This is a genomic window from Pseudomonas sp. AM14(2022), from assembly GCF_036346455.1.
Lineage (GTDB): Bacteria > Pseudomonadota > Gammaproteobacteria > Pseudomonadales > Pseudomonadaceae > Aquipseudomonas > Aquipseudomonas putida_A.
Map to the genome: position 1 here is coordinate 80,112 of NZ_JAOTNY010000015.1, position 26,400 is coordinate 106,511.

Here is a 26,400-nt window from a genome sequence, read left to right on the forward strand (position 1 = left end):
GCGGCAGGTAGCGGCAACAATCGATTAAAAGTCATACTAGCCATGTCCTCACGTCATACCTTGGATCCACATGAAACGACTGCCTCCCCTGCCCGCCCTGCACACGTTTCTGATTACTGCGCAGTGCTGCAACTTCACCCGGGCGGCCGAGCAGTTGCACATCACTCAGGGCGCGGTGAGCCGGCAGATTGCCGGGCTGGAAGCTCATCTGGGGTATGAGTTGTTCATCCGTCTGGCCCGAGGCCTGGAGCTGACCGCCGAAGGACGTGAATGGCTGCCACGGGTGGAAAAGATCTTCGGCCTGATCAGCGAGGCCACCGAGCAGATCGGTCGCAAGCGGCAAACCCTGCAACTCAAGGCGCCCAGCTGCGTGATGCGCTGGCTGGTGCCGCGCCTGCTGCAATGGCAAAAGGAACGCCCGGACGTGCCGGTCAAACTGACCACTACACTGGCCCATGGCGTCGACTTTCAGCGCGAGCAATTCGATGCGGCGGTGATCTACGGCACGCCGCCGGACAACTCCTCGACCGCGCTGCATCTGTTTGATGAACAGCTGACACCGGTCTGCTCGCCAGCTTTATTGAAAGGCCCACCGGCGCTGAGCGAACCGGCCGACCTGCAACAGCATCTGCTGCTGCACCCGACCCGCGATACCCAGGACTGGACGGTGTGGCTGACCGCCGCCGAATTGCAGTTGAGCAACGTCAACATGGGGCAGCATTTCGAGACGCTGGATCAGGCGATGTCGATGGCGTCGCATGGGACGGGGGTGGCGATTGGCGACTGGTCGCTGATCGGCGATGACCTGCGCGCGGGGCGGCTGGTGATGCCGTTTGATCTGAAGGTGAAGACGGGGCTGGGCTACTACGTGGTGATGCCGCAGGGCGGGGAAGCGTCGCCGCAGCTGGAGGAGTTGATGATCTGGCTGGTGGAGCAGGCGCATACCCGCTGAAGTACACAGATCCCCCTGTGGGAGCGGGCTTGCTCGCGAAAGCGGAGTGTCAGCGACATTTTAAGTGACTGACACACTGCATTCGCGAGCAAGCCCGCTCCCACATTGGGTCTGCGTCGTTGCTTAATACCCGACGGTAAACCGCTGACGCGAATGCTTCGGCGTTTCCACTTCGTCAATCAGCGCAATTGCGTAATCGGCGAAGGTGATCCAGCTGCGACCTTCAGCACTGAACAGCAAATGATCCTTGCCAACGCGGAAGGTGCCGGTGCGCTCACCTTCGACGAACTCTGCCGATGGCGAGAGGAAAGTCCAGTCCAGATCCTTCTCCTGACGCAAGGCATCAAGAAACGCCGCGCCAGCGCTGGCCTCGGTTTTGTACTCAGCGGGGAAACCGGCGCTGTCGATCACTCGGGTTTCGTCCGGCAGCAACAGCGAACCGGCACCGCCAACCACCAGCAGACGCTTCACACCCGCCTGCTTCACCGGGCCGACCACGGCACTGGCCGGTACCGTGGCGAAATGCGCAGCGCTGATCACCACGTCGTGACCGGCCACTGCGGCTTGCAGCGCCGCCGAATCCAGCACATCGACATTCTTGCTGACCACACCGGCACGCGCGCCGATCTTCGAGGTATCACGGGCGATGGCAGTGACGCTATGCCCGCGACGCAGGGCTTCTTCCAGCAGTTGGCTACCGGCACGGCCGGTGGCACCAATGATTGCGATCTTGCTCATGACATTCTCCAGTTGGCTTGAGAGTGCTGCGTTTTCAGAATCGGGTTACCACTTTATCTCGCCCTTGGCGACTTTGGCGCTCAGTTCCAGCGAGCTTTCTTCGCCGAGTTTCGGGTAGCGCTTGTGCATGGCCTTGATCAGTGCGGCGGAATCCTTGGCCTTGGCGGTTTCTTCGTCGAAAGCCTTAATGTAGTCGGCGGTGAATTTCACGCTGGCCAGCGAGCGGCTGCTCTCGCCCAGGTAGTGACCCGGCACCACGGTTTTCGGCTTCAGGGTTTCGATCGAGTGCAGGGTTTGCAGCCAGTCGGCGTGGGATTGCGCGGTCTGGGTATCGGCCATCCACACATGAATATTCTCGGCGACCACAACGCCACCGACCACGGCCTTGAGCGACGGAATCCACACGAAGCTGCGATCCGGTTGTTTGCCTTCAAGACCGACCACCTGCAATTTCTGTCCTTCGAGCATCAGGCTGTCGCCCTTGAGCACGCCCGGCACGATGGTTTTGGCCGGTACGTCGGCGCCCATTTTCGGACCCCAGAAGGCGAGTTTGCCGGCGACGGTTTTGTTGATGTGATCCACGGTCGGCTGCGAGGCCAGCACTTCGGCGTCGGGGAAAGCCTGGGTCAGGGTGTCGAGGCCGAAGTAGTAATCCGGGTCACCGTGGCTGATGTAAATGGTGGTCAGGTGCTTGCCGCTGGCGCGGATCTTCTCCACCACCTGCTCGGCCTGAGCCTTGCCGAATTGTGCATCGACCAGAATCGCGTCTTTCTCGCCGCTGACCAGCACCGAAGTCACCGGGAAAATCGCGTGGGTGCCCGGGTTGTAGACATCCAGGGACAGGTTGGCGGCAGCGGCGTGGGCCGCGAAACCGAGGGTGGCGGTGGCCAGCAAAACGCGCTTGAGGGTAGTGAAGCCGATCATCTGTTGCTCCGTGATCCGAATGCCGTGTTTGGCGATGGGACAGAGCTTAGTTGCCTGACTCGGTACAAAAAATGCGATGCTTGGACATAGTTTGTTTCTGAAAGCGGGCAAATCATGGATCGTCTTCAAGCAATGCGCGTGTTTGTCACAGTGGTCGATCTGGGCAGCCAGTCGGCGGCGGCCGATCATCTGGACCTGTCACGGCCAGTGGTGTCGCGTTATCTGGCGGAGCTGGAAGACTGGGTCGGCGCGCGACTGATGCACCGCACCACACGCAAATTGAGCCTGACTGCCGCCGGCAGCGAAATCCTGCCGCGCTGTCGGCAGATGCTCGAACTCTCGACCGACATGCAGGCGGCAGTCAGTGAACCACACGATGCACCGCGAGGATTGCTGCGTATCAGCGTCAGTACCTCGTTCGGCCAGGCGCAACTGGCCGATGCGATGGCGGCGTACGTCAAACGTTACCCCGGGGTCAGCATCGATCTGCAGATGCTCGACCGCACGGTGAATCTGGTGGATGAGCGCATCGATCTGGCGATCCGCACCAGCAATGACCTCGATCCGAACCTGATCGCCCGGCGCCTGACCGTGTGCCGCTCGGTGGTCTGCGCCGCACCGACTTATTTGCGCGACAACCCGCCACCGCAACGGGTCGAGGACCTGAGCCGACACAACTGCCTGACCCACTCCTACTTCGGCAAGAGCCTGTGGCATTTCGAGGAGGACGGCGAGCCCGTGTCGGTGCCGGTGCAGGGCAACATCAGCGCCAACGAGGCCAGCACGTTGTTGCGCGCGACGCTGGCCGGTGCGGGCGTGGCGATGCTGCCGACCTATCAGGCCGGGGTGCATGTGCATGCCGGTGAACTGGTGCGCCTGCTGCCGGATGCCGAGCCGCGGCAGATGAACATCTACGCGGTGTACGCCTCACGCAAGCACATGCCGGCGGCGTTGCGCAGCATGCTGGATTTTCTCGTCGAACGATTCCCGGAAAATCCCGAATGGGATATGGGCCTGTAAATCCGATGCCCCTGTGGGAGCGGGCTTGCTCGCGAAGGCGGTGTATCAGTCTGGATCGTCATCGACTGACACCACGCCTTCGCGAGCAAGCCCGCTCCCACAGGGGGGATGTCACATAGGCCGGGTTTGTGGCTGGCAACTCTATGCCGCTGACCTATGCTGAAAGTAATACCGCAGGGTATGCGTTCAGAGGTCTACGCCATGAACATCAGAACAAGAAGGTACTTCGCGATTTTCATCACCTGCGCCGCCACGCTGGCGCTGTACGGCACCGCGGCCTGGCGGGTCGAGCAACTGCGACAACTGCCGCGCGAATACGCCAGCTGCAATTTCGAGCGCTGTATTCCGCACAATGCGACGCTTAATGCGCTGCGCTGAATGATCTGAGCTGGCCTGCAATCCTGTGGGAGGGGGCTTGCTCCCGAAAGCGGTGTCTCAGTGTGCATCAATGCTGAATGGCACACCGCATTCGGGAGCAAGCCCCCTCCCACAGGATATCGCCAGGTTTACAGGATCACTGATCGGCCTTCAGCCGGTCACGAAACGCCTTTGGCGAAATGCCCACCCGGCGCCGGAACAGGCGCGTGAAGTTGGTCGGATCGGAAAACCCCAACAACTCCGACATCTCGTAAATGGTCATGCTGGTGTAGGTCAGCAAACGTTTGGCTTCCAGCAACTGGCGTTCGTGCATGATCTGCAGCGCCGGCTGCCCAGCCAGTTCGCGGCAGGTGCCGTTGAGGTGTGATACCGAAATCCCCAGGCGATGGGCGAGGTCTTCGACCTTCACATGCTGGCGGTACGTCTCCTCCACCAATTGAATGAACCCGTTGAGGTATTCGCGCTGGCGTTGCGGCCGCTGGCTGGCGTTATGGCGCACGAGCGCCTGACGGCTGACCCAGACCATGATCACGCTGACCAGCGAATGCATGAGCATTTCCCGCGCGGGTTGATGGCCGTTGTACTCGGCCTGCAACGCTGAAAACAGACTGTTCAGGTACTCCGCATCCTTGCCCGCCGGGTAGTGCTCGGCCTGGGCCAGTGCGTGCACCGAACTGCCCAGTTGCGCCTGCAGGTGATTGATCAGCGGATTGGCGAGGGTGACGACGAATCCTTCGACGTCCTCGGAAAAGCGAAAGCCATGCACCGACAACGGTGGCAGGACTTGAATCGCGGGTTGGTTGAGTTGCGTGCGTTGACCTTCGATTTCAAGCTCTGCCTGACCTTTGAAGACGAAGAGCAACTGGCACAAATCGGCGTGGCGGTGGGGTTTGATTTCCCATTGATGTTCGCGGCTGCGTTTGGAAATGGTTTCACAGTGCAGCAAGTCAGGGGTCGGCCAGTCCAGGCTTTCACCGTAGAGCTTGAACACCGGAATCGAAGGCAGGGCAGGCTTGTTCATCACTTCAATCCAGGCCTCGAAGTTGCGGGCGATAATCGCACCGATTGGCAGAATGTACAGGTATCGGCTCAGTTTTCACCTTCAATTGACAGACCCGCAAGGGAAAAATGCAAGCACTCGATCCATAAAAATCATTCACCGCCTTCTGTCGCGTGAAGCTTGCGAGTCATAAAAACAATGAAAACCCTGAAAACCCAAGTCGCCATCATTGGCGCCGGTCCGTCCGGATTGCTCCTCGGTCAGTTGCTGCACAACGCCGGCATCGACACCCTGATTCTCGAACGCCAGACACCCGGCTATGTCCTCGGACGAATTCGCGCCGGCGTGCTTGAACAAGGCATGGTAGAGCTGTTGCGCCAGGCCGGCGTAGGCGCGCGCATGGATGCCGAAGGGCTGGTGCACGCCGGCTTCGATCTGGCACTGGATGGGCGTCTGGCCCACATCGATCTGCAGGGTTTGACCGGCGGCAAAACCGTCATGGTCTACGGTCAGACCGAAGTCACGCGCGACCTGATGGCCGCTCGTCGGGAGGCTGGCGCACTGTCGTTTTATGAAGTGAGCGATGTCGTTCCTCACGGCATGAAAAGCGACGAGGCGTTTGTCACCTTCGAAAAGGACGGCGAAACCTGGCGCGTCGATTGCGATTACATCGCCGGTTGCGACGGCTTTCATGGCGTGGCCCGGCAGTCGATTCCCGAGGACTGCCTGAAGATCTTCGAACGGGTCTATCCGTTCGGCTGGCTGGGGATTCTCGCCGACACCCCGCCGGTGCACGAAGAGCTGGTCTATGCCCGCCATGAACGTGGCTTCGCCCTGTGTAGCATGCGTTCGGCCACCCGCACCCGTTATTACCTGCAAGTGCCGGCCGAGGAAAACGTCGCCGACTGGTCCGACGAGCGCTTTTGGGCTGAGCTGAAAACCCGTCTGCCCGCCGCGCTTGCCGAGAAACTGGTGACTGGCCCGTCGATTGAAAAAAGCATCGCGCCGCTGCGCAGTTTTGTCGTCGAGCCGATGCAGTACGGACGGATGTTTCTGCTCGGCGATGCCGCGCACATTGTGCCGCCCACCGGCGCAAAGGGCTTGAATCTGGCCGCCAGCGATGTCAGTACGCTGTTCAACATTCTGCTGAAGGTTTATCGCGAAGGGCGCACAGATCTGCTGGAGAAATACTCGGAAATCTGCCTGCGCCGGGTATGGAAAGCCGAACGTTTCTCCTGGTGGATGACCTCGATGCTGCATCGCTTCGACGAGCATGATGATTTCAGCCAGCGCATAAGCGCCTCGGAACTGGACTACTTTGTCAGTTCAGAAGCCGGTCGAAAAACCATTGCAGAAAATTACGTCGGACTTCCGTACGAGGCTATCGAATAGCCTGCTATCGACTTACACTGGCGAGCATCCACCCGCGCGCAATGGCCGTGCGGGTCCATCACTGCCCGCAGGCTCGCCCGTGACCAATCTCAATCACCCTGAAACGCCCAAACCGGCCATTCGCAGCGTGCTGGTCGCGTTGATGATGGCGATTTTTCTCGGCGCGCTGGACCAGACCATCGTCGCCGTCTCGATGCCCGCCATCTCCGCACAGTTCAAGGACGTCAGCCTGCTGGCCTGGGTGATTTCCGGGTACATGGTGGCAATGACCGTGGCCGTGCCGATCTACGGCAAACTCGGCGATTTGTACGGGCGACGCAAACTGATGCTGTTCGGCATGGGCCTGTTCACCCTCGCCTCGCTGTTCTGCGGCATGGCGCAAAGCATGGAACAACTGGTGCTGGCGCGGATTCTCCAGGGCATCGGTGCCGGCGGGATGATTTCGGTCAGTCAGGCAATCATCGGCGACATCGTCCCGCCGCGCGAACGCGGGCGTTATCAGGGTTACTTCAGCAGCATGTACGCGGTGGCCAGCGTCGCCGGGCCAGTGCTCGGCGGCTACATGACCGAATACCTGTCGTGGCGCTGGGTGTTCCTGATCAATCTGCCACTGGGACTGGGCGCCTGGTGGGTTGCCAATCGCAATCTGCGCGGGCTGCCGATTCCGCAGCGCAAACCGATCATCGACTACCTCGGCACGCTGTTGATGATCATCGGTTTGACCGCCCTGCTGCTGGCCATCACCCAAGTCGGTCAGGGTCATTCGTGGCGCAGCAGTGAAGTGCTCGGTTTGTTCGCCTGCGCGGTGCTGGTGCTGGCGGTGTTCGTGTGGCATGAACGCCGGGCGCGTGAGCCGCTGCTGCCGATGCACTTGTTCACCAACCGCAACGCGTTGCTGTGCTGGTGCACGATTTTCTTCACCAGTTTTCAGGCAATCTCGCTGATCGTGTTGATGCCGCTGCGCTTCCAGAGCGTTACCGGCGCCGGGGCCGACGCGGCGGCGTTGCACTTGCTGCCGCTGGCGATGGGCCTGCCGATTGGCGCTTATTTCGCCGGACGCCGTACTTCGGTGACCGGTCGCTACAAACCACAGATTCTGACCGGCGCGCTGCTGATGCCGATCTCGATTCTCGGCATGGCGTTCAGCCCACCCGATGCGACGCTGGTCAGCAGCCTGTTCATGCTGCTCAGCGGGATTGCCGGCGGCATGCACTTCCCGACTTCACTGGTGGGTACGCAGAACTCGGTGGAGCAACGCGACATCGGCGTCGCCACCAGCACCACCAATCTGTTCCGTTCGCTGGGCGGCGCAGTGGGTGTGGCGTTGATGTCGGCGCTGTTGCTGGCGTTGTTGCAGGATTCGAGTTTTGCCCACCTGGCGAGCAACTCGCTGATCAGCGAGGGGCATTCGGGCAATGTGCTGCTCGACGGTTTGAACGCCGCGCCGGGCGATGCGCAGAACGCCTTGCGCGCCGAGCTTTCGGTGACGTTCCGGCATCTGCTGTGGGTGAGTACCGCGGTGTCATTGCTGGGGCTGGCAGCGGCAATTGCGATGCCGAACAAGTTGCTGCGCGGGCGCGAGCACGGCGCCGAATAACAGCAACACCTTAAAACCCTGTGGGAGGGGGCTTGCTCCCGAAAGCGGTGGATCAGCCAACATCTTTGTTGAATGACATACCGCTTTCGGGAGCAAGCCCCCTCCCACAGTAGCGAATGTTTCAATCAGGGGCTGTAGTAACCCACCGCCACCAGAAAATGCCCGACCTTCTTCAGGTAGGCATGCTTGTCCTCGACCTTGCCGGTCACCGGGTTTTTCCAGCGATATTCGTATTCGCCGTCATCCTGTTTGGCGATCAGCGCCAGAATCGGCTCGCCCACCGGTTTGCCTTCCGGGTCCTTGATCTTGCTGAAATCGGTGTTGATCAAGCGCAGGTTGGTTCCGTGGGCAACGTAGCGTTGGGTGTCCAGATCGACCACGAACACATACAGGTCATCCTGCAGATAACCGCCCTTGAGCGAGTTGATGGCCGTCAGCGTGCCCTTCTCGTTTTTTCCCAGATCGGTTGCAGCCTTGTCGAGAAGTGCCTTGGCCTGCTCGGCTGAAGCACGCGGCAGGTAATAACCGACGGCCAGAATCCGCTGGCCGATGCGCTGATAGTAGACATGCTTGCGCTCGACCTTGCCGTCCGCCCAGTTCTGCCAGCGGTATTCGGCCTGTTGAATGCCGTTGCCTTCCGGCACCAGCAAGGCGTCCTTGAAGGCTTTCTGCAAATCCGGCGCAAGCACTTCGCTGACGTCACGGCCGATCAAGGCTGAGGACGGCCCGCCGCTGGCGAGCATCACGCCTTTGGTGTCGACCACGAACACGTAGCGATCCTTGTCGACGAACTCGCCCTGACGGCTGAACGCGGCGAAGGCCTTGTCGCCATTGTCGTGGTAATAGGCCAGCGCCTTTTCCAGCAAAGCGATGGCAGCCTTGCTGTCGTCCTTTTGTGTAGTGGCGGCGTTGACCTGCCCTGCCCCTACAAAAAGCATCACCCCGAGCCACGCCACTTTATGCAAAAACCCCATAACGCATCCCTCGTTCTTGTTGGTGTTTCAAGAGCGTAGACGGCTTGGGGTCGGACGGAGGTCGAAGATGAATCCAGAAGTTGCCGCATTCCCTGTGGCGAGGGAGCTTGCTCCCGCTCGGCTGCGAAGCAGTCGCAAAACCTGCAAATGCGCTCTACCTGAACGAAAGCAGGGGAGCGCTTCGCACTCCAGCGGGAGCAAGCTCCCTCGCCACAAGATATCCTGACTCAGGCCCTACGGCCGGGCATTGATCTGCTGTTGCAGGTTCTGGATCTGCGCCTGCAGGGTGTTGAGGTTGCGGGTCATCTGCCCGCGGAATGCGTCGAACTCGGCGGTATTGCCGCCACCCTGCGCAGCGGCCGGACGGTTGTCCTGTTCACTCTTGAGAACGACGATTTCCTGCTCCAGACGCTCGATCGCCGCGCTCGGATTGCCTTGCTTTTTCAGCGCGGTGATATCAGCGCCGAGGCTTTTCAGCTGCGCGTCATAACTCTTGAGCTGCGCATCGACCTTGCCGGTGTCGGCCGGGGCGCTCTTCAGGGTCGCCAGTTCGGCGCTCAAGGCTTTGACCTGAGCCTGCAACTGGGTATTGGCGTTCTGTTGTTCGGTGGTCTGCGCGGTCATCTGCGCCAGACGCTTGTCCAGATCGCTGGCCTGACCGACCACGCCTTGCTGCTGTTTGCTCTGATCCAGCAACTGAGTTTCCAGCTGTTTGATCTGCTGCTTCAGGGCTTCACTGTCGCTATTGACGTTGCTCTGACTGGCGACGACCTTGCCGGAAATGTCCTGCAGGCGCCCTGCCGCTTCCTCGCTGATGCGTGCAAAGCTTTCCTGGGTCGCGACCAATTGCTGCTCCATCAGCGAAATCTGCTGGAAGCTCCACCAGGCCAGGCCGATGAAGGCAAAGAACAACGCGCCGACCAGTGCCCACAGCGGCCCGGTACTCGCAGCCTTGACCTTGACCACCGGCGGCGTGCGCGAGTGCACCGAGGTGCGAGCGGAGGGCGGAATGTCATCGTCGTCAAAGGTGTCGGCCCGCAGGCTCGGTACATCGTCGAAATCGTCGTTGGCATCGTTACGCATGGACATTGAGGCAACCTTTGTGGAACGCGGTGATGGCTAAATGCTGCGAAGTATAACCGCCGCAGCCGCAGGGATTGACCCTCAAGCGGCAGTGCGGTTCATTGCCGGCCGACCGACTTGTATCAACGGATGTCCTGAGCTTTCCACCAGCCACAGAACTCGTCGAGAGCCGACCACAGGCTGACTTTCGGATCGTAGTCCAGATAATGCCGGGCGCGGCTGATGTCGAGGGTGAAATTTTTCTTCATGACTTGCATGCCCAATCGCGACAGGGTCGGCTCCGGGCGTCCCGGCCAGAGTTTGCACACGCCTTCGTTGAGCGCAGCAACGCTGTAGGCCAGACCGTACGAGCGGTATTTGCTGACCTGCGGCACTTCCATTTTGCGCATCACATAATTGACCACATCCCACAGCGGCACCGGCGCGCCATTGCTGATGTTGTAGGCCTTGCCCAACGCGGAACCGGCCGCCAGCAGGCTGCTGAGCAGCGCTTCGTTGAGGTTCTGCACGCTGGTGAAGTCGACCTTGTTCAGACCGTCGCCAATGATCGCCAGACGCCCCTTGCGCTGCATGTTCAGCAGGCGCGGGAAGATGCTCATGTCGCCGGCACCAGTGACGAAACGCGGGCGCAGGGCAATGGTTTCCAGACCGAATTCCTGCGCGCCAAAGACCTTTTGCTCGGCCAGGTATTTGGTCGCCGCGTAGTGATGCTTGAAGCGCTTGGGCACTTGCTCTTCGGTCAGGCCGAGGTGATCGCGGCCATCGAAATAGATCGACGGCGACGACAGATGCACCAGTCGCCGCACGCGCTGCTTGAGGCAGGCTTCGACGACGTTTTCGGTGACCTGCACGTTGCCCTGATGAAAGTCCTGATAGCGCCCCCACAAGCCGACGGCGCCGGCGCAGTGCACCACGGCTTCGACGTCGGCGCAGAGTTCGCGCACCAGATCCGCATCGGTGAGATCGCCCGGGACGAACTCGGCGCCACGGCGCACCAGATGCTCGACACTTTCGGCCCGGCGACCGTTGACCCGCACGTCCAGGCCCTGCTCCAAAGCGAAACGCGCAAAGCGTCCGCCAATGAAGCCGCTTGCGCCGGTGACCAGAATTTTCATGTAACGCTCCGATGTCTTTCGTTTACCTGATACGTCTGTCTTGACGCTGACCATCAGCCCAAGGGCACCAGCCAGCGCGGTGAAGAACGTAGCAATTGCTCTGTCAGCAAGGCCAGCAGCTGACCGCCATTGCGCCAATGATGCCAGTACAACGGCACATCGATCGGTTTATCTGGCAACAGTTCGCGCAATACGCCGCGTTGCAGTTGATCGCGCACTTGCAGTTCCGGCACCAGGCCCCAACCAAACCCGGCTTCGGTCAGACGCACAAAACCTTCGGAGGACGGGCACAAATGATGCTCGAAACCACCATCGACACCGAGCGATGCGAGGTAGCGATGCTGGAGAAAATCGTCCGGGCCGAACACCAGCGCCGGGGTGCGCGGCAGCTGCTCGGCGCGCACCCCGTCGGGGAAATGCCGCTCGATAAACGCCGGACTGGCCAGCGCCCGATAGCGCATCGCCCCGAGCAACACGCTACGCGCACCGGCCACCGGGCGCTCGCTGGCACAGACACACGCCGCCACTTCCCCGGCACGCATGCGCTTGAGGCCGACGGTCTGATCTTCCACCACCAGATCCAGCAATAAATGCTGCTCGGCGCAGAAATCGCCCACGGCCTCGGCCCACCAGGTGGCGAGGCTGTCGGCGTTGATGGCGATGCGCAAACGCTCCGGCAGGCCTTCTTCGTCGAGCGCCGGCACCAGGGTCTGCAAGTCACGTTCGAGCAGGCGCACCTGCTGCACATGGTTGAGCAGTCGCCGGCCGATCTCGGTGGGTGACGGGGGGGTGCCGCGTACCAACACCGGTTGGCCGACCCGCGCTTCCAGCAGTTTGATCCGCTGGGAAATCGCCGATTGCGACAAGCCCAGCACCTGCGCAGCGCGCTCGAATCCAGCCTGCTCGACCACGGCGGCCAGAGCGGAAAGCAATTTGTAGTCGAACATCAGTTTTCCTAATGAGCGATCAGCACTATTGGTTTTTCTTATACCGCTTTCGACCGGAGAATAGCCAGCAAGCACTCTTTATCAAGGAACACGGCAATGGCTGGCGAAACCTCACTCACAACTCTGCTGCGCAGCATGAGCCCGCAGCTCAATGCCGGCGAGTACGTATTCTGCACCCTGCGTGACGGCCAGTTGCCGAGCGGTGTGGAGATTGTCGGCAGCTTCCGCGAGCAGGAAGGCCTGACCGTGATTCTGGAGCGCTCCCAGGCTGAACGTGCCGGGTTCGCTTTTGATTATGTGGCGGCGTGGATCACCCTCAATGTGCATTCGGCGCTCGAAGCCGTTGGCCTCACGGCCGCGTTCGCCAGCGCGCTGGGCAAGGCCGGAATCAGTTGCAACGTGATCGCCGGTTATTACCACGACCATTTGTTTGTCGGTCAGGCCGACGCCGAGCGTGCCATGCACGTGCTGCGCGATCTGGCAGCCAACGCGGAGTAAATCTTATGTGGCAAAGCTATGTGAACGGCCTGCTGGTGGCCTTGGGGCTGATCATGGCGATCGGCACCCAGAACGCTTTTGTGCTGGCGCAGAGTCTGCGCCGCGAACATCACCTGCCGGTGGCGGCGCTGTGTGTAGCGTGCGATGCGCTGCTGGTGGCGGCCGGGGTGTTTGGCTTGGCCACCGTGTTGGCGCAGAACCCGACATTGCTCGCGGTGGCACGCTGGGGCGGCGCGGTCTTTCTGATCTGGTATGGCAGCCAGGCGCTGCGAAGGGCGTTCTCGAAACAGAGTCTGGATCAGGGTGAAAACCACACCGTACGCTCGTTGCGCGCGGTGATGCTCAGCGCGCTGGCGGTGACGCTGCTCAATCCTCACGTTTATCTGGACACGGTGTTGCTGATCGGCTCGCTGGGGGCGCAGCAGTCGGTGCCGGGCGCTTATGTCGTGGGCGCCGCGAGTGCGTCGCTGCTGTGGTTTTTCACCTTGGCGCTAGGTGCCGCGTGGCTTGCACCATGGCTGGCTCGACCGAGTACCTGGCGGATTCTTGATCTTCTGGTGGCAGTGATGATGTTCACGGTGGCGGGCCAATTGATTATCGCCAACTGATTTATTCCAAAAGGCTCTGGAACCTCTATCCCACACAGTTGTTGCGTGGTTAAGCCTTGACCCCGGTGCTATGATCCGAACCCTGCGCCGCAAAGAGTAAAAACTCGTCGGTGCATTTCTGGCCGCCCGTGATCGGCCTTGCGCTCACCGCAACAGACCTGATTAGGAGAATCATCATGGCTTTCGAATTGCCGCCGCTGCCTTACGCACACGATGCCCTGCAGCCGCACATTTCCAAGGAAACCCTGGAATTTCACCACGACAAGCACCACAACACCTATGTCGTGAACCTGAACAACCTGGTGCCAGGCACCGAGTTCGAAGGCAAGACCCTGGAAGAGATCGTCAAGACTTCCTCGGGCGGCATCTTCAACAACGCCGCTCAGGTCTGGAACCACACTTTCTACTGGAACTGCCTGGCGCCAAACGCCGGCGGTCAACCAACCGGCGCACTGGCTGAAGCGATCAACGCAGCCTTCGGTTCGTTCGACAAGTTCAAGGAAGAGTTCAGCAAAACCTCGATCGGCACCTTCGGTTCCGGCTGGGGCTGGCTGGTGAAAAAGGCTGACGGTTCCCTGGCTCTGGCCAGCACCATCGGCGCCGGCAACCCGCTGACCAGCGGCGACACCCCGCTACTGACCTGCGACGTCTGGGAACACGCTTACTACATCGACTACCGCAACCTGCGTCCGAAGTACGTTGAAGCGTTCTGGAACCTGGTCAACTGGAAGTTCGTCGCTGAGCAGTTCGAAGGCAAAACCTTCACCGCTTAAGCTACGCGCCAGATAAAAAACCCGGCTACGGCCGGGTTTTTTTATGCCTGCTTTTTTTTTCACGATGAACGATGGCTCCGGCCGCTTGCCGGTGCAGCACAGCGGGCTACCATCAAATCAGCGAAAATTTGTTCCAGACTGCTCAAGTTGAGGGCCGAAACTACCGACACAGTACAAATAGAGCTGAGGCTCCAGACAGCAGTATTTCGGTCAAGGCAACGGGCAAATGTTCCGAGGCTTGATTGTCCCTTTGACTGCCAACACGGGATTGCCAATACTCATGGCAACTTGACGCTACCCGCACGGAACAAGGAATAACCCTTTGAAGCTGGAACTCAAGAACAGCTTGTCGGTGAAGTTGCTCCGGGTCGTGCTCCTTTCGGCATTGATCGTCGGCGTGGTCTTGAGCTGTGCCCAGATTGTTTTCGATGCCTATAAAACCCGCCAGGCGGTGGCCGGCGACGCTCAGCGTATCCTCGACATGTTCCGCGACCCATCCACTCAGGCGGTCTACAGCCTGGACCGGGAAATGGGCATGCAGGTGATCGAAGGCCTGTTCCAGGACGACGCCGTGCGCCAGGCCTCCATCGGCCATCCCAACGAAGCGATGCTCGCGCAGAAGTCCCGTGAGTTGCAGCACTCCAACAGTCGCTGGCTGACTGACCTGATTCTCGGTCAGGAACGCACCTTCACCACTCAATTGGTCGGTCGCGGTCCCTACAGCGAGTATTACGGCGACCTGAGCATCACCCTCGACACCGCCACCTATGGCGAGAGTTTCATCGTCAGTTCGGTGATCATTTTCATTTCCGGCGTCTTGCGCGCCCTGGCCATGGGCCTGGTGTTGTATCTGGTTTATCACTGGCTGCTGACCAAGCCGCTGTCGCGGATCATCGAGCACCTGACCGAAATCAATCCCGATCGCCCCAGCGAGCACAAGATTCCACAGCTCAAGGGTCACGAAAAGAATGAACTCGGCATCTGGATCAACACCGCCAACCAGTTGCTCGAATCGATAGAACGCAACACCCACCTGCGCCACGAAGCGGAAAACAGCCTGCTGCGCATGGCCCAGTACGACTTCCTCACCGGCCTGCCGAACCGCCAGCAATTGCAGCAGCAACTGGACAAGATTCTGGTCGACGCCGGCAAGCTGCAACGCCGGGTCGCGGTGTTGTGCGTAGGGCTGGATGATTTCAAAGGGATCAACGAGCAGTTCAGCTACCAGACCGGCGACCAGTTGCTGCTGGCGCTGGCCGACCGCCTGCGCGCCCACAGCGGTCGCCTCGGCGCCCTCGCCCGTCTGGGTGGCGACCAGTTCGCGCTGGTGCAGGCCGATATTGAGCAACCTTACGAAGCGGCGGAGCTGGCGCAAAGCATCCTCGATGATCTGGAAGCGGCGTTCGCCCTCGACCATCAGGAAATCCGCCTGCGCGCGACCATCGGCATCACCCTGTTCCCCGAGGACGGCGACAGCACCGAGAAGCTGTTGCAGAAGGCCGAGCAGACCATGACGCTGGCCAAGACCCGCTCGCGCAACCGCTATCAGTTCTACATCGCCAGCGTCGACAGCGAGATGCGCCGCCGTCGCGAACTGGAAAAAGACCTGCGCGACGCACTGATTCGCGACCAGTTCTACCTCGTCTATCAGCCGCAGATCAGCTACCGCGATCACCGCGTGGTCGGGGTCGAAGCGCTGATTCGCTGGCAGCATCCGGAACACGGTCTGGTGCCGCCGGACCTGTTCATTCCGCTGGCCGAACAGAACGGCACGATCATCGCCATCGGCGAATGGGTGCTGGATCAGGCCTGCAAGCAATTGCGCGAATGGCACGATCAGGGCTTCGTCGATCTGCGCATGGCGGTCAACCTGTCCACCGTGCAACTGCACCACGCCGAGTTGCCGCGGGTGGTCAACAACCTGCTGCAGATCTACCGCCTGCCGCCGCGCAGCCTCGAACTGGAAGTCACCGAAACCGGCCTGATGGAAGACATCAGCACCGCCGCCCAGCATCTGCTGAGCCTGCGTCGTTCCGGGGCGCTGATCGCCATCGACGACTTCGGCACCGGCTACTCATCGCTGAGTTACCTGAAAAGTCTGCCGCTGGACAAGATCAAGATCGACAAGAGCTTCGTCCAGGATCTGCTGGATGACGACGATGATGCGACCATCGTTCGCGCGATCATCCAGTTGGGCAAGAGCCTGGGCATGCAGGTGATCGCCGAAGGTGTGGAAACCGCCGAGCAAGAGTCCTACATCATCTCCGAAGGCTGCCACGAAGGTCAGGGTTACCACTACAGCAAGCCGCTGCCTGCCCGGGAGCTGACGGCGTACCTCAAGCAGGCGCAGCGTAGCAACGCGGCGATCCTTTGATGCCGCGCATAACAACCGGCTAAACAAGAAATATTTCCAGCCACAGCCCTTTACACATAATGCGAAAGATTTGCATTATGTCGCAGCTTTGCGCACCCCCGCGCCCTGTCCATTCCATTACCGAAGCAGGATGTTCGCCATGATTCGTATGCCTCTGGCTACCGCCAGTCTGCTGGCCATCGCTATTTCCCTCGCCGGTTGCGGCGAAGGCAAAGACAAGGCTGCCGCCCCGGCCGCGCCGACGCCGGCCGCCAGCACCGCCGCCGCTCCAGCACCTGCCGCTGCCGGTAAAGTCGATGAAGCCGCCGCCAAGGCTGTGGTCGCGCATTACGCCGACATGGTCTTCGCCGTCTACAGCGATGCCGAATCCACTGCGAAAACCCTGCAAACCGCGGTCGACGCGTTCCTCGCCAAACCGAACGCCGACACCCTGAAAGCCGCCAAGGCTGCCTGGGTCGCTGCGCGCGTGCCTTACCTGCAGAGCGAAGTGTTCCGCTTCGGCAACACCATCATCGACGACTGGGAAGGTCAGGTGAACGCCTGGCCGCTGGACGAAGGCCTGATCGACTACGTCGACAAATCCTACGAGCACGCGCTGGGCAACCCGGGCGCCACCGCCAACATCATCGCCAACACCGAAGTGCAGGTCGGCGAAGACAAGGTCGATGTGAAAGACATCACCCCGGAAAAACTCGCCAGCCTCAACGAGCTGGGCGGTTCCGAAGCCAACGTTGCCACCGGCTACCACGCCATCGAATTCCTGCTCTGGGGCCAGGACCTGAACGGTACCGGCCCGGGCGCCGGCAACCGTCCGGCGTCGGACTACCTGGAAGGCGCAGGCGCCACCGGTGGTCACAACGATCGTCGCCGTGCGTACCTCAAAGCCGTGACCCAACTGCTGGTCAGCGACCTGGAAGAAATGGTCGGCAACTGGAAGCCGAACGTGGCTGACAACTACCGCGCCACTCTGGAAGCCGAGCCTGCCGAATCCGGTCTGCGCAAAATGCTGTTCGGCATGGGCAGCCTGTCCCTGGGTGAACTGGCGGGCGAGCGCATGAAGGTTTCGCTGGAAGCCAACTCGCCGGAAGACGAACAGGATTGCTTCAGCGACAACACTCACAACTCGCACTTCTACGATGCCAAAGGCATTCGTAACGTGTACCTGGGCGAATACACCCGCACCGACGGCACCAAGATGACCGGCGCCAGCCTGTCGTCGCTGGTGGCCAAGGCCGACCCGGCTGCCGACACCGCGCTGAAAGCCGATCTGGCCGCTACCGAAGCGAAAATCCAGGTCATGGTCGATCACGCCAACAAGGGTGAGCACTACGACCAGTTGATCGCTGCGGGCAACACCGCCGGCAACCAGATCGTGCGTGACGCCATCGCCGCACTGGTCAAGCAGACCGGCTCGATCGAAGCCGCCGCCGGCAAGCTGGGCATCAGCGACCTGAACCCGGACAACGCTGATCACGAGTTCTGATCAACGCTGACTGCACAAGAAGGCGACCTCCGGGTCGCCTTTTTCATGCCTGCCGTACACAAAACCCTGCTCCATGGTGTGTTCGATATCAGGTACACCACCAAATCCTGTGGGAGCGAGCCTGCTCGCGAAGGCGTCATCTGGCGCAACATCGTCAGCGCGGCGGACACCGCTTTCGCGAGCAGGCTCGCTCCCACAGGGTTTGCATGAGTTTCAAGGCTTGCGCCATATCAAGCAAACGATAATTCCTCTTATTCAAACTCACTCGCCCTGTTAGACTTTGCGCCTTTGTTTTCGCCCGTCCGCAGGATGTCTGATGCCCTCGCTGCCGCTTCGCTTGTCCGCACTGTTTCTGGCCCTGGGCCTGAGTGCCTGCGATGACGCCCCGCGTTTTACCAAGGCTGAGCCCGGTGAAGCGCGTTCGGGCGGGGCGGCGACTGTGCGCAAGACCGATCAGAATGCGTTCTCGTTGCCTTCGGCCAATCTGCCGCCGTCGCGCCGGGTCGACTTCAGTGTCGGCAACAGCTTCTTCCGCAGTCCGTGGGTGATCGCCCCGTCAACCACCACCGCCCGCGATGGCCTCGGCCCGCTGTTCAACACCAACGCCTGCCAGAACTGCCACATAAAGGACGGTCGCGGACACCCGCCAGCGCCGGATGCGACGAACGCGGTGTCGATGCTGGTGCGTCTGTCGATCCCTGATTCACCGGCCTATGCCAAAGTCATCGAGCAACTCGGCGTGGTGCCCGAGCCGGTCTACGGCGGCCAGTTCCAGGACATGGCCGTGCCCGGGGTCACGCCCGAAGGCAAGGTGCGCGTCGAGTACACCCCGGTGCCGATCCGTTTCAAGGACGGCACCGAAGTCGAGCTGCGCAAACCGGTTCTGCAATTCACTCAGTTGGGCTACGGCCCGATGCACCCGGACACGCGTTTCTCGGCCCGCGTCGCACCGCCGATGATCGGCCTCGGCCTGCTCGAAGCTATTCCCGAAGAAGCGATCCTCGCCAACGCCGCCGCGCAGGCCAAAGAGAACAACGGCATTAACGGCCGACCGAATCAGGTCTGGGATGACGCGCAGCAAAAAACTGTCATGGGTCGATTCGGCTGGAAAGCCGGACAACCGAATCTCAATCAGCAGAATGTCCACGCGTTTTCCGGAGACATGGGCCTGACCACCAGCCTGAGACCCTTCGATGACTGCACCGACGCGCAAACCGCGTGCAAGCAGGCGCCGAACGGCAATGGCCCGGACGGCGAGCCGGAAGTCAGCGACAACATCCTGCGTCTGGTGCTGTTCTACACACGCAACCTCGCAGTGCCGGCACGTCGTGGCGTCAACGACCAACAAGTGCTGGCCGGCAAGAACCTGTTCTTCCAGGCTGGCTGCCAGTCCTGCCACACACCGAAATACACCACCGCCGCCAACGCCGCCGAACCTGAACTGGCCAATCAAGTGATTCGCCCGTACAGCGATCTGCTGCTGCACGACATGGGCGACGGTCTGGCCGACAACCGCACTGAATTCCAGGCCTCCGGCCGCGACTGGCGCACCCCGCCGTTGTGGGGCATTGGCCTGACGCAGGCAGTCAGTGGTCACACCCAGTTTCTGCATGACGGCCGCGCCCGCAACTTGCTCGAAGCCGTGCTCTGGCATGGCGGCGAAGCGGAGAAGGCGCAGCAACAGGTTTTGTCTTTCAACGCCGAGCAGCGTGCCGCGCTGCTGGCGTTCTTGAACTCACTTTAAACACTTAAAAGAATCGGGAGCCCGACATGTTCCGTCCCAAGTTGTTGTTCACCAGCCTTGCCGCACTCGCCCTCGGCGCCTGCTCGCCGCAGGACCCGCAAGCGGTCACGTCGGCGGCCATCGCCAAATCGGTGATCCTGCCGACCTACACCCGTTGGGTCGAAGCCGACAAGCAACTGGCGGTCAGCGCCCTCGCCTACTGCCAAGGCAAGGAAACCCTGGAAACCGCCCGCGCCGACTTCCTGCACGCGCAGAAAGCCTGGGCCGAGCTGCAACCGTTGCTGATCGGGCCGTTGGCCGAGGGCAACCGTTCGTGGCAGGTGCAGTTCTGGCCGGACAAGAAGAACCTCGTTGGCCGTCAGGTCGAGCAACTGGTGGTCGCGCAACCGCAGATCGACGCCGCCGCACTGGCCAAATCCAGCGTGGTGGTGCAGGGCCTGTCGGCTTACGAATACATCCTGTTCGATGAAAAACCGGACGTCGCCAACGCCGAGCAGAAAGCCAAATACTGCCCACTGTTGATCGCCATCGGCGAGCGCCAGAAGCAACTGGCCGAAGAGATTCTGCAGAGCTGGAACAACACCGACGGCATGCTCGCGCAAATGAGCAAATTCCCTAACCAACGCTACGCTGACTCCCACGAAGCAATCGCCGATCTGCTGCGTGTGCAAGTCACCGCCCTCGACACCTTGAAGAAAAAACTCGGCACGCCGATGGGCCGTCAGAGCAAAGGCGTGCCGCAACCGTTCCAGGCCGATGCGTGGCGCAGCCAGTCGTCGCTGACCGCGCTGGAAGCCAGCCTCGCTGCAGCCAAAACCGTCTGGGAAGGCGTCGACAACAAAGGCCTGCGCGGTCTGCTGCCGGCCGAGCAGAAACCGTTGGCGGACAAGATCGACGCCGCTTACGCCGCGTCGCTGAAACTGTTCGACAGCAGCCAGCGCTCGCTGACCGAAATGCTCCAGGACGACGCCGGTCGTCAACAACTCAACGATCTTTACGACAGCCTCAACGTCGTCCATCGCCTGCACGAAGGCGAACTGGCCAAGGCGCTGGGCATCCAACTGGGCTTCAACGCCAACGACGGTGACTGATGAGGGCAAGTGCCATGCTGCGACGCCAGGCTCTGACTTTAGGTAGTTTGCTGCTGGGAGCAGTGACACTGGGCGGCTGGACGCTGTTCAAGCGCAAGGATCAGAGCCCGTTGTTGCTCTCGGCGCGCGACGACACCGACGGCAAGCATTACGCCGTCGGTTATCGGCTGGACGGTACGCGGGTGTTCGCCACCGAGGTCGGCCAGCGCTGCCACGACATCATCAACCACCCGACGCTGCCGATCGCGCTGTTCGTCGCCCGCCGCCCGGGCACCGAGAGCTACCTGATCGATCTGCGCGACGGGACGTTGCTGCAAACCGTGACGTCGCAGCCGAACCGGCATTTCTACGGCCACGCCGTGGTGCACAAGGACGGCGAATACCTGTACGCCACCGAGAACGACACCACGGATCCGGGGCGTGGCCTGCTCGGGGTGTACAAGTTCGAAGGCGAGCGGCTGGTGCACAGCGGCGAGATTTCCACCCATGGCCTCGGCCCGCATCAGGTGTCGTGGATGCCCGATGGCGAAACCCTGGTGGTGGCCAACGGCGGGATCCGCACCGAGGCCGAAAGCCGCGTCGACATGAACCTCAACGCTATGGAACCGAGCCTGGTGCTGATGCAGCGCGACGGCACCCTGCTGAGCAAGGAAACCCTTTCCCAGCAGATGAACAGCGTGCGTCACCTGGGCATTGCCAGCGACGGCACCATCGTCGCCGGCCAGCAGTTCATGGGCGCCTCGCATGAGCGCTCCGAGCTGTTGGCGATCAAGCGTCCGGGCCAGCCCTTCGTGGCATTCCCGGTGCCAGAGCATCAGTTGCAGTCGATGGGGCATTACACCGCCAGCGTCGCAGTGCACAGCGAACTGCGGCTGGTGGCGCTGACCGCGCCGCGCGGCAACCGCTTCTTCATCTGGGACCTGGACAGCGGCGAAGTGCGCCTCGACGCGCCGCTGCCCGATTGCGCCGGTGTTGGTGCGGTGCAGGACGGATTCGTCGTGACCTCGGGTCAGGGCCGTTGCCGCTACTACGATTGCCGCCAGGATGAGCTGCTGGCCAAGCCGCTGGAATTGCCAGCGGGGCTCTGGGATAACCATCTGCACCTGATGGCCTGAATCAACGCTGTAACTGTGGCGAGGGAGCTTGCTCCCGCTGGGGCGCGAAGCGGACCCGCTTTTTCACTCAAAAGCATGGGACTGCTGCGCAGTCCAGCGGGAGCAAGCTCCCTCGCCACAGGGGTTTTATTCGTCCTCACTGTAATAACTGCCAGTTGGAATCCCCACCTGACTCGGAGTAATGTGCCCGCCTGTCTCACCTGATTTATCCAAGGAACTGGAAATATGCTGCGTCGCCGCATGCTGATCATGTTGGGTGTTGTCTTGCTGGTCGTCCTGGTATTGGGCGGGTACAAAGCCTTTTCGATCTACACCATGATCCAGGGCTTCTCCAAACCGAAACCGCCGATCAGTGTCGCCGTGGCCCGCGCCAGCGAACAGCCGTGGCAGATGCGTTTGCCCACCGTCGGCTCGCTGAAGGCCTTGCAAGGCGTCGAGCTGAGTCTGGAAGTCGCCGGCACCGTCACCGAACTCAAATTCGAATCCGGACAGAAGGTCAAGGCCGGGCAACCGCTGCTGCAACTCGACAGCGCGGTCGAGACCGCCCTGCTGGAAACCGCCAAGGCTGACCTGGGACTGGCGCAACTGGATTTCGGTCGTGGCAGTCAACTGGTCGATAGCCGCGCGATCTCCAAAGGCGAGTACGACCGTCTCTCCGCCGTGTTGCAAAAGAACAAGGCCACGGTCAATCAGCTCAACGCTTCGCTGGCGAAAAAACGCATCCTTGCGCCGTTCAGCGGCACCATCGGCATCCGTCAGGTGGATGTCGGCGACTACCTCGCCAGCGGCACTAAAATCGCCACCCTGCAGGATCTGAGCAGCCTCTACGCCGACTTCTATGTGCCGGAGCAATCGGTGCCGAAACTGGCCATCGGTCAACCGGTGCAGATCGGCGTCGCGGCCTATCCCGGGCAGAACTTCCCCGGCGCCATCAGCGCGATCAACCCGATTGTCGAAAGCACCACGCGCAATATTCTGGTGCGCGCAACCCTGGCCAACCCCGACGGCAAATTGCTGCCGGGCATGTTCGCCAGCCTTGAGGTGTTGCTGCCCGATCCGCAGAAACACATCGTGGTCCCGGAAAGCGCGATCACCTACACCCTGTACGGCAACTCGCTGTACGTGGTCGGGCAGAAAAAGGCCGAGGACGGCAGCGTCGAAAAAGATGACAAGGGCCAGCCAGTGCTGATCGCCGAACGCCGCTTCATCGAGACCGGTGAGCGCCGCGATGGCCTGGTGATGATCAACAAGGGCGTGCAGAGCGGCGAACAAGTGGTGACTGCCGGCCAGATCAAACTGGACAACGGCGCACACATTGCCATCAGCGACGACAAGACCCTCGGCGAGCAGAACAGTCCGCCTCGCGCCGACTGATCAAGGAATCCCCATGGCTTTTACCGATCCGTTCATCCGCCGCCCGGTGCTCGCCACCGTGGTCAGCCTGCTGATTGTGCTGCTGGGTTTCCAGGCCTGGAGCAAACTGCCGCTGCGCCAGTACCCGCAAATGGAAAACGCCCTGATCACGGTGACCACCGCCTACCCCGGGGCCAACGCCGAGACCATTCAGGGCTACATCACCCAGCCGATGCAGCAAAGCCTGGCCAGCGCCGAGGGCATCGACTACATGACCTCGGTCAGCCGCCAGAACTTCTCGGTGATCTCGATCTACGCGCGCATCGGTTCCAACACCGACCGTCTGTTCACCGAACTGCTGGCCAAGGCCAACGAGGTCAAGAACAAGCTGCCACAGGACGCCGAAGACCCGGTGCTGAGCAAGGAATCGGCCGACGCCTCGGCGCTGATGTACATCAGTTTCTTCAGCAAGGACTTGAGCAACCCGCAGATCACCGACTACCTGTCGCGGGTGATCCAGCCGAAACTGGCGACCCTGCCGGGTATGGCCGAAGCGGAGATTCTCGGTAATCAGGTATTCGCCATGCGCCTGTGGCTCGACCCGGTGAAGCTCGCCGGTTTCGGCCTCAGCGCCAGCGACGTGACCAACGCGGTGCGCCAGTACAACTTCCTCTCCGCCGCCGGCGAGGTGAAGGGCGAGTACGTGGTCACCAGCATCAACGCAAACACCGAACTGAAATCCGCCGAAGCCTTCGCGGCGATTCCGCTCAAGGTCAGTGGCGACAGCCGCGTGCTGCTCAGCGATGTCGCGCGGGTCGAGATGGGCGCGGAAAACTACGATTCGATCAGCTCGTTCGGTGGCACGCCGTCGGTGTACATCGGCATCAAGGCCACGCCCGGGGCCAACCCGCTGGACGTGATCCGCGAAGTACGCAAGCTGATGCCGGAGCTGGAAGCGCAATTGCCGCCCAACCTCAAAAGCGAGATTGCCTACGACGCCACCCAGTTCATCCAGGCCTCGATCGACGAAGTGGTGAAAACCCTGTTCGAAGCGGTGCTGATCGTGATCGTGGTGGTGTTCCTGTTCCTCGGCGCGTTGCGCTCGGTGGTGATCCCGGTGGTGACCATCCCGCTGTCGATGATCGGCGTGATGTTCTTCATGCAGATGATGGGCTACTCGATCAACCTCCTGACCCTGCTGGCGATGGTGCTGGCCATCGGTCTGGTGGTAGATGACGCGATTGTGGTGGTGGAGAACATTCACCGACACATCGAGGAAGGCAAGACGCCGCTGGAGGCCGCACTGGAAGGTGCGCGGGAAATCGCCATGCCGGTGGTGTCGATGACCATCACCCTGGCGGCGGTGTATGCGCCGATCGGCTTCCTTACCGGGCTGACCGGGGCCTTGTTCAAGGAGTTCGCCCTGACCCTGGCCGGCGCCGTGGTGATCTCCGGGATCGTCGCCCTGACCCTGTCGCCGATGATGTGCGCCCTGCTGTTGCGCCACGAAGAAAACCCCAGTGGCCTGGCGCACCGCCTCGACCGCATTTTCGACGGTCTCAAGCGCCGCTACCAGAGCATGCTCCACGGCACATTGAACACGCGGCCGGTGGTGCTGGTGTTCGCGGTGATCGTGTTGTGCCTGATCCCGGTGTTTCTCAAGTTCACCAAGTCGGAACTGGCGCCGGACGAGGATCAGGGCATCATCTTCATGATGGCCACGGCCCCCCAGCCGACCAACCTCGATTACCTGAGCACTTACACCGACGAATTCATCAAGATCTTCAAGGAGTTTCCGGAGTACTACTCCTCGTTCCAGATCAACGGCTACAACGGCGTGCAGGCGGGCATCGGTGGCTTCCTGCTCAAGCCGTGGAACGAGCGCAGCCGCACGCAGATGCAGATCCTGCCCGAGGTGCAAGGCAAACTGGCGAGTATCCCCGGCCTGCAGATTTTCGGTTTCAACCTGCCCTCCTTGCCCGGCACCGGTGAAGGTTTGCCGTTCGAATTCGTGGTCAATACCGCCAACGACTACGAATTGCTGCTGCAAGTGGCCGACCGGATCAAGAAACGTGCGATGGAGTCGGGCAAGTTCGCCTTCGTCGACCTCGACCTGGCGTTCGACAAGCCGGAAGTGGTGGTCGATATCGACCGTGCCAAAGCCGCGCAGATGGGCGTGTCGATGCAGGATCTGGGCGGCACCCTGGCGACGCTGCTGGGTGAGGCGGAAATCAACCGTTTCACCATCGAAGGCCGCAGCTACAAGGTGATTGCCCAGGTCGAGCGACCGTACCGCGAAAACCCCGGCTGGCTGAACAACTACTACGTGAAGAACACCCAAGGCGAGCTGCTGCCGCTGTCGACCCTGATCAAGGTCAGCGACCGGGCGCGACCGCGCCAGCTTAACCAGTTCCAGCAACTCAACGCGGCGAAGATTTCCGGATTCCCGTTAGTCAGCATGGGCGAGGCCATCGACACCGTGCTGCAGATCGCCCGGGAAGAAGCGCCAGCCGGGTTTGCCTTCGACTATGGCGGCGCCTCGCGCCAGTACGTGCAGGAAGGCAGCGCACTGTGGGTAACCTTCGCCCTGGCGCTGGCGATCATTTTCCTGGTGCTGGCGGCGCAGTTCGAGAGCTTCCGTGATCCGCTGGTGATTCTGGTGACGGTGCCGCTGTCGATCTGTGGTGCGTTGATTCCGCTGTTCCTTGGCTGGTCGAGCATGAACATCTACACCCAGGTCGGACTGGTGACCCTGATCGGGCTGATCAGCAAGCACGGGATCCTGATCGTCGAGTTCGCCAACCAGCTGCGCAAGGACAAGGGCCTGACCGCGCGCGAAGCGGTCGAGGAAGCGGCGGCAATCCGCTTGCGCCCGGTGTTGATGACCACGGCGGCGATGGTGTTCGGCATGGTGCCGTTGATTCTGGCGACCGGTGCGGGCGCCGTGAGCCGGTTTGATATCGGCACCGTGATTGCAACGGGGATGTCGATCGGCACCCTGTTTACGCTGTTTGTGCTGCCGTGCATCTACACCCTATTGGCGAAACCCGATCCGAAATAACAGCGATTTACCCTTGTGGGAGCGGGCTTGCTCGCGAAAGCGTCAGGTCAGTCAACAGCAATGCTGAATGTGCCGGCCCCTTCGTGAGCAAGCCCACTCCCACCCTTGATCGCGGCAAGCCCCCCAATCCTTCATCCACCACAGTCCCCTGTGGGAGCGGGCATGCTCGCGAAAGCGTCA

Annotated in this window: 22 protein-coding genes; 15 read left to right on the forward strand and 7 right to left on the reverse strand. The window is 61.2% G+C overall.

Translation table 11 applies throughout. The features are described from left to right. The first annotated feature begins 70 nt into the window (after positions 1–70). On the forward strand, positions 71–952 hold the full coding sequence (locus V3W27_RS24135) for a LysR substrate-binding domain-containing protein (RefSeq protein WP_027612487.1): 882 nt from the start codon (positions 71–73) through the stop codon (positions 950–952). 123 nt (positions 953–1,075) lie between these two features. On the opposite strand, the gene V3W27_RS24140 is transcribed toward V3W27_RS24135, so the two are convergent. Both V3W27_RS24140 and V3W27_RS24145 read right to left on the reverse strand, forming a co-directional pair. Continuing rightward, positions 1,076–1,690, reverse strand: a complete 615-nt coding sequence (locus V3W27_RS24140) for an NAD(P)-dependent oxidoreductase (protein WP_330207725.1) — start codon at positions 1,688–1,690, stop codon at positions 1,076–1,078. Between the two features lie 45 nt (positions 1,691–1,735). Then, positions 1,736–2,614, reverse strand: coding sequence for an MBL fold metallo-hydrolase (locus V3W27_RS24145; protein ID WP_330207726.1), 879 nt, complete (start codon positions 2,612–2,614; stop codon positions 1,736–1,738). Positions 2,615–2,728: 114 nt separating this feature from the next. Here V3W27_RS24145 and V3W27_RS24150 point away from each other — a divergent pair, with 114 nt between their 5' ends. Both V3W27_RS24150 and V3W27_RS24155 read left to right on the forward strand, forming a co-directional pair. Then, positions 2,729–3,634, forward strand: coding sequence for a LysR family transcriptional regulator (locus V3W27_RS24150; RefSeq protein WP_330207727.1), 906 nt, complete (start codon positions 2,729–2,731; stop codon positions 3,632–3,634). Positions 3,635–3,835: 201 nt separating this feature from the next. Continuing rightward, complete coding sequence (locus V3W27_RS24155; protein WP_007964044.1) at positions 3,836–4,012, forward strand: hypothetical protein; 177 nt, start codon at positions 3,836–3,838, stop codon at positions 4,010–4,012. A 136-nt stretch (positions 4,013–4,148) separates the two neighbouring features. On the opposite strand, the gene V3W27_RS24160 is transcribed toward V3W27_RS24155, so the two are convergent. After that, positions 4,149–5,033 (reverse strand): helix-turn-helix domain-containing protein, encoded by an 885-nt coding sequence (locus V3W27_RS24160; protein ID WP_247268006.1) that lies wholly within the window; start codon positions 5,031–5,033, stop codon positions 4,149–4,151. A 177-nt stretch (positions 5,034–5,210) separates the two neighbouring features. On the opposite strand from V3W27_RS24160, the gene pobA reads away from it, so the two are divergent. Then, on the forward strand, positions 5,211–6,404 hold the full coding sequence (pobA, locus tag V3W27_RS24165; protein WP_330207728.1) for a 4-hydroxybenzoate 3-monooxygenase: 1,194 nt from the start codon (positions 5,211–5,213) through the stop codon (positions 6,402–6,404). 79 nt (positions 6,405–6,483) lie between these two features. Beyond that, positions 6,484–8,001 carry an MDR family MFS transporter gene (locus V3W27_RS24170; protein WP_330207729.1) on the forward strand — a complete coding sequence of 506 codons (1,518 nt, stop codon included), beginning with the start codon at positions 6,484–6,486 and terminating at the stop codon, positions 7,999–8,001. A gap of 125 nt (positions 8,002–8,126) precedes the next feature. On the opposite strand, the gene V3W27_RS24175 is transcribed toward V3W27_RS24170, so the two are convergent. The 4 genes from V3W27_RS24175 to V3W27_RS24190 form a co-directional block, all read right to left on the reverse strand. After that, a complete protein-coding gene (locus V3W27_RS24175) occupies positions 8,127–8,975 on the reverse strand; it encodes a cache domain-containing protein (protein WP_007964035.1) in 849 nt (282 codons plus the stop codon). Between the two features lie 234 nt (positions 8,976–9,209). Beyond that, entirely contained in the window at positions 9,210–10,064 is an 855-nt protein-coding gene (locus V3W27_RS24180) for an ATPase (RefSeq protein ID WP_330207730.1), read from the reverse strand. Positions 10,065–10,180: 116 nt separating this feature from the next. Then, entirely contained in the window at positions 10,181–11,173 is a 993-nt protein-coding gene (locus V3W27_RS24185; protein ID WP_027612479.1) for an NAD-dependent epimerase/dehydratase family protein, read from the reverse strand. Between the two features lie 53 nt (positions 11,174–11,226). Continuing rightward, entirely contained in the window at positions 11,227–12,120 is an 894-nt protein-coding gene (locus V3W27_RS24190) for a LysR family transcriptional regulator ArgP (RefSeq protein ID WP_095136979.1), read from the reverse strand. 96 nt (positions 12,121–12,216) lie between these two features. On the opposite strand from V3W27_RS24190, the gene V3W27_RS24195 reads away from it, so the two are divergent. From V3W27_RS24195 to V3W27_RS24240, 10 genes are all read left to right on the forward strand, one after another. After that, positions 12,217–12,618, forward strand: a complete 402-nt coding sequence (locus V3W27_RS24195) for an ACT domain-containing protein (protein ID WP_027612477.1) — start codon at positions 12,217–12,219, stop codon at positions 12,616–12,618. A 5-nt stretch (positions 12,619–12,623) separates the two neighbouring features. Further along, positions 12,624–13,226: a LysE/ArgO family amino acid transporter gene (locus V3W27_RS24200; protein ID WP_027612476.1), complete on the forward strand. Its 603-nt coding sequence runs from the start codon at positions 12,624–12,626 to the stop codon at positions 13,224–13,226. Between the two features lie 176 nt (positions 13,227–13,402). Then, entirely contained in the window at positions 13,403–13,999 is a 597-nt protein-coding gene (locus V3W27_RS24205; protein ID WP_003227660.1) for a superoxide dismutase, read from the forward strand. 322 nt (positions 14,000–14,321) lie between these two features. Beyond that, positions 14,322–16,373, forward strand: a complete 2,052-nt coding sequence (locus V3W27_RS24210) for a putative bifunctional diguanylate cyclase/phosphodiesterase (protein WP_096795124.1) — start codon at positions 14,322–14,324, stop codon at positions 16,371–16,373. Between the two features lie 139 nt (positions 16,374–16,512). Then, positions 16,513–17,856, forward strand: coding sequence for an imelysin family protein (locus V3W27_RS24215; RefSeq protein ID WP_134787216.1), 1,344 nt, complete (start codon positions 16,513–16,515; stop codon positions 17,854–17,856). A gap of 316 nt (positions 17,857–18,172) precedes the next feature. Beyond that, complete coding sequence (locus V3W27_RS24220) at positions 18,173–19,600, forward strand: di-heme oxidoreductase family protein (RefSeq protein WP_330207731.1); 1,428 nt, start codon at positions 18,173–18,175, stop codon at positions 19,598–19,600. A 26-nt stretch (positions 19,601–19,626) separates the two neighbouring features. Next, positions 19,627–20,691, forward strand: coding sequence for an imelysin family protein (locus V3W27_RS24225; protein ID WP_096795126.1), 1,065 nt, complete (start codon positions 19,627–19,629; stop codon positions 20,689–20,691). A 14-nt stretch (positions 20,692–20,705) separates the two neighbouring features. Beyond that, positions 20,706–21,806 (forward strand): DUF1513 domain-containing protein, encoded by a 1,101-nt coding sequence (locus tag V3W27_RS24230; RefSeq protein ID WP_330207732.1) that lies wholly within the window; start codon positions 20,706–20,708, stop codon positions 21,804–21,806. A gap of 225 nt (positions 21,807–22,031) precedes the next feature. After that, on the forward strand, positions 22,032–23,180 hold the full coding sequence (locus V3W27_RS24235; RefSeq protein WP_330207733.1) for an efflux RND transporter periplasmic adaptor subunit: 1,149 nt from the start codon (positions 22,032–22,034) through the stop codon (positions 23,178–23,180). Between the two features lie 13 nt (positions 23,181–23,193). Then, complete coding sequence (locus V3W27_RS24240) at positions 23,194–26,220, forward strand: multidrug efflux RND transporter permease subunit (protein WP_135296456.1); 3,027 nt, start codon at positions 23,194–23,196, stop codon at positions 26,218–26,220. Positions 26,221–26,400: the final 180 nt, after the last annotated feature.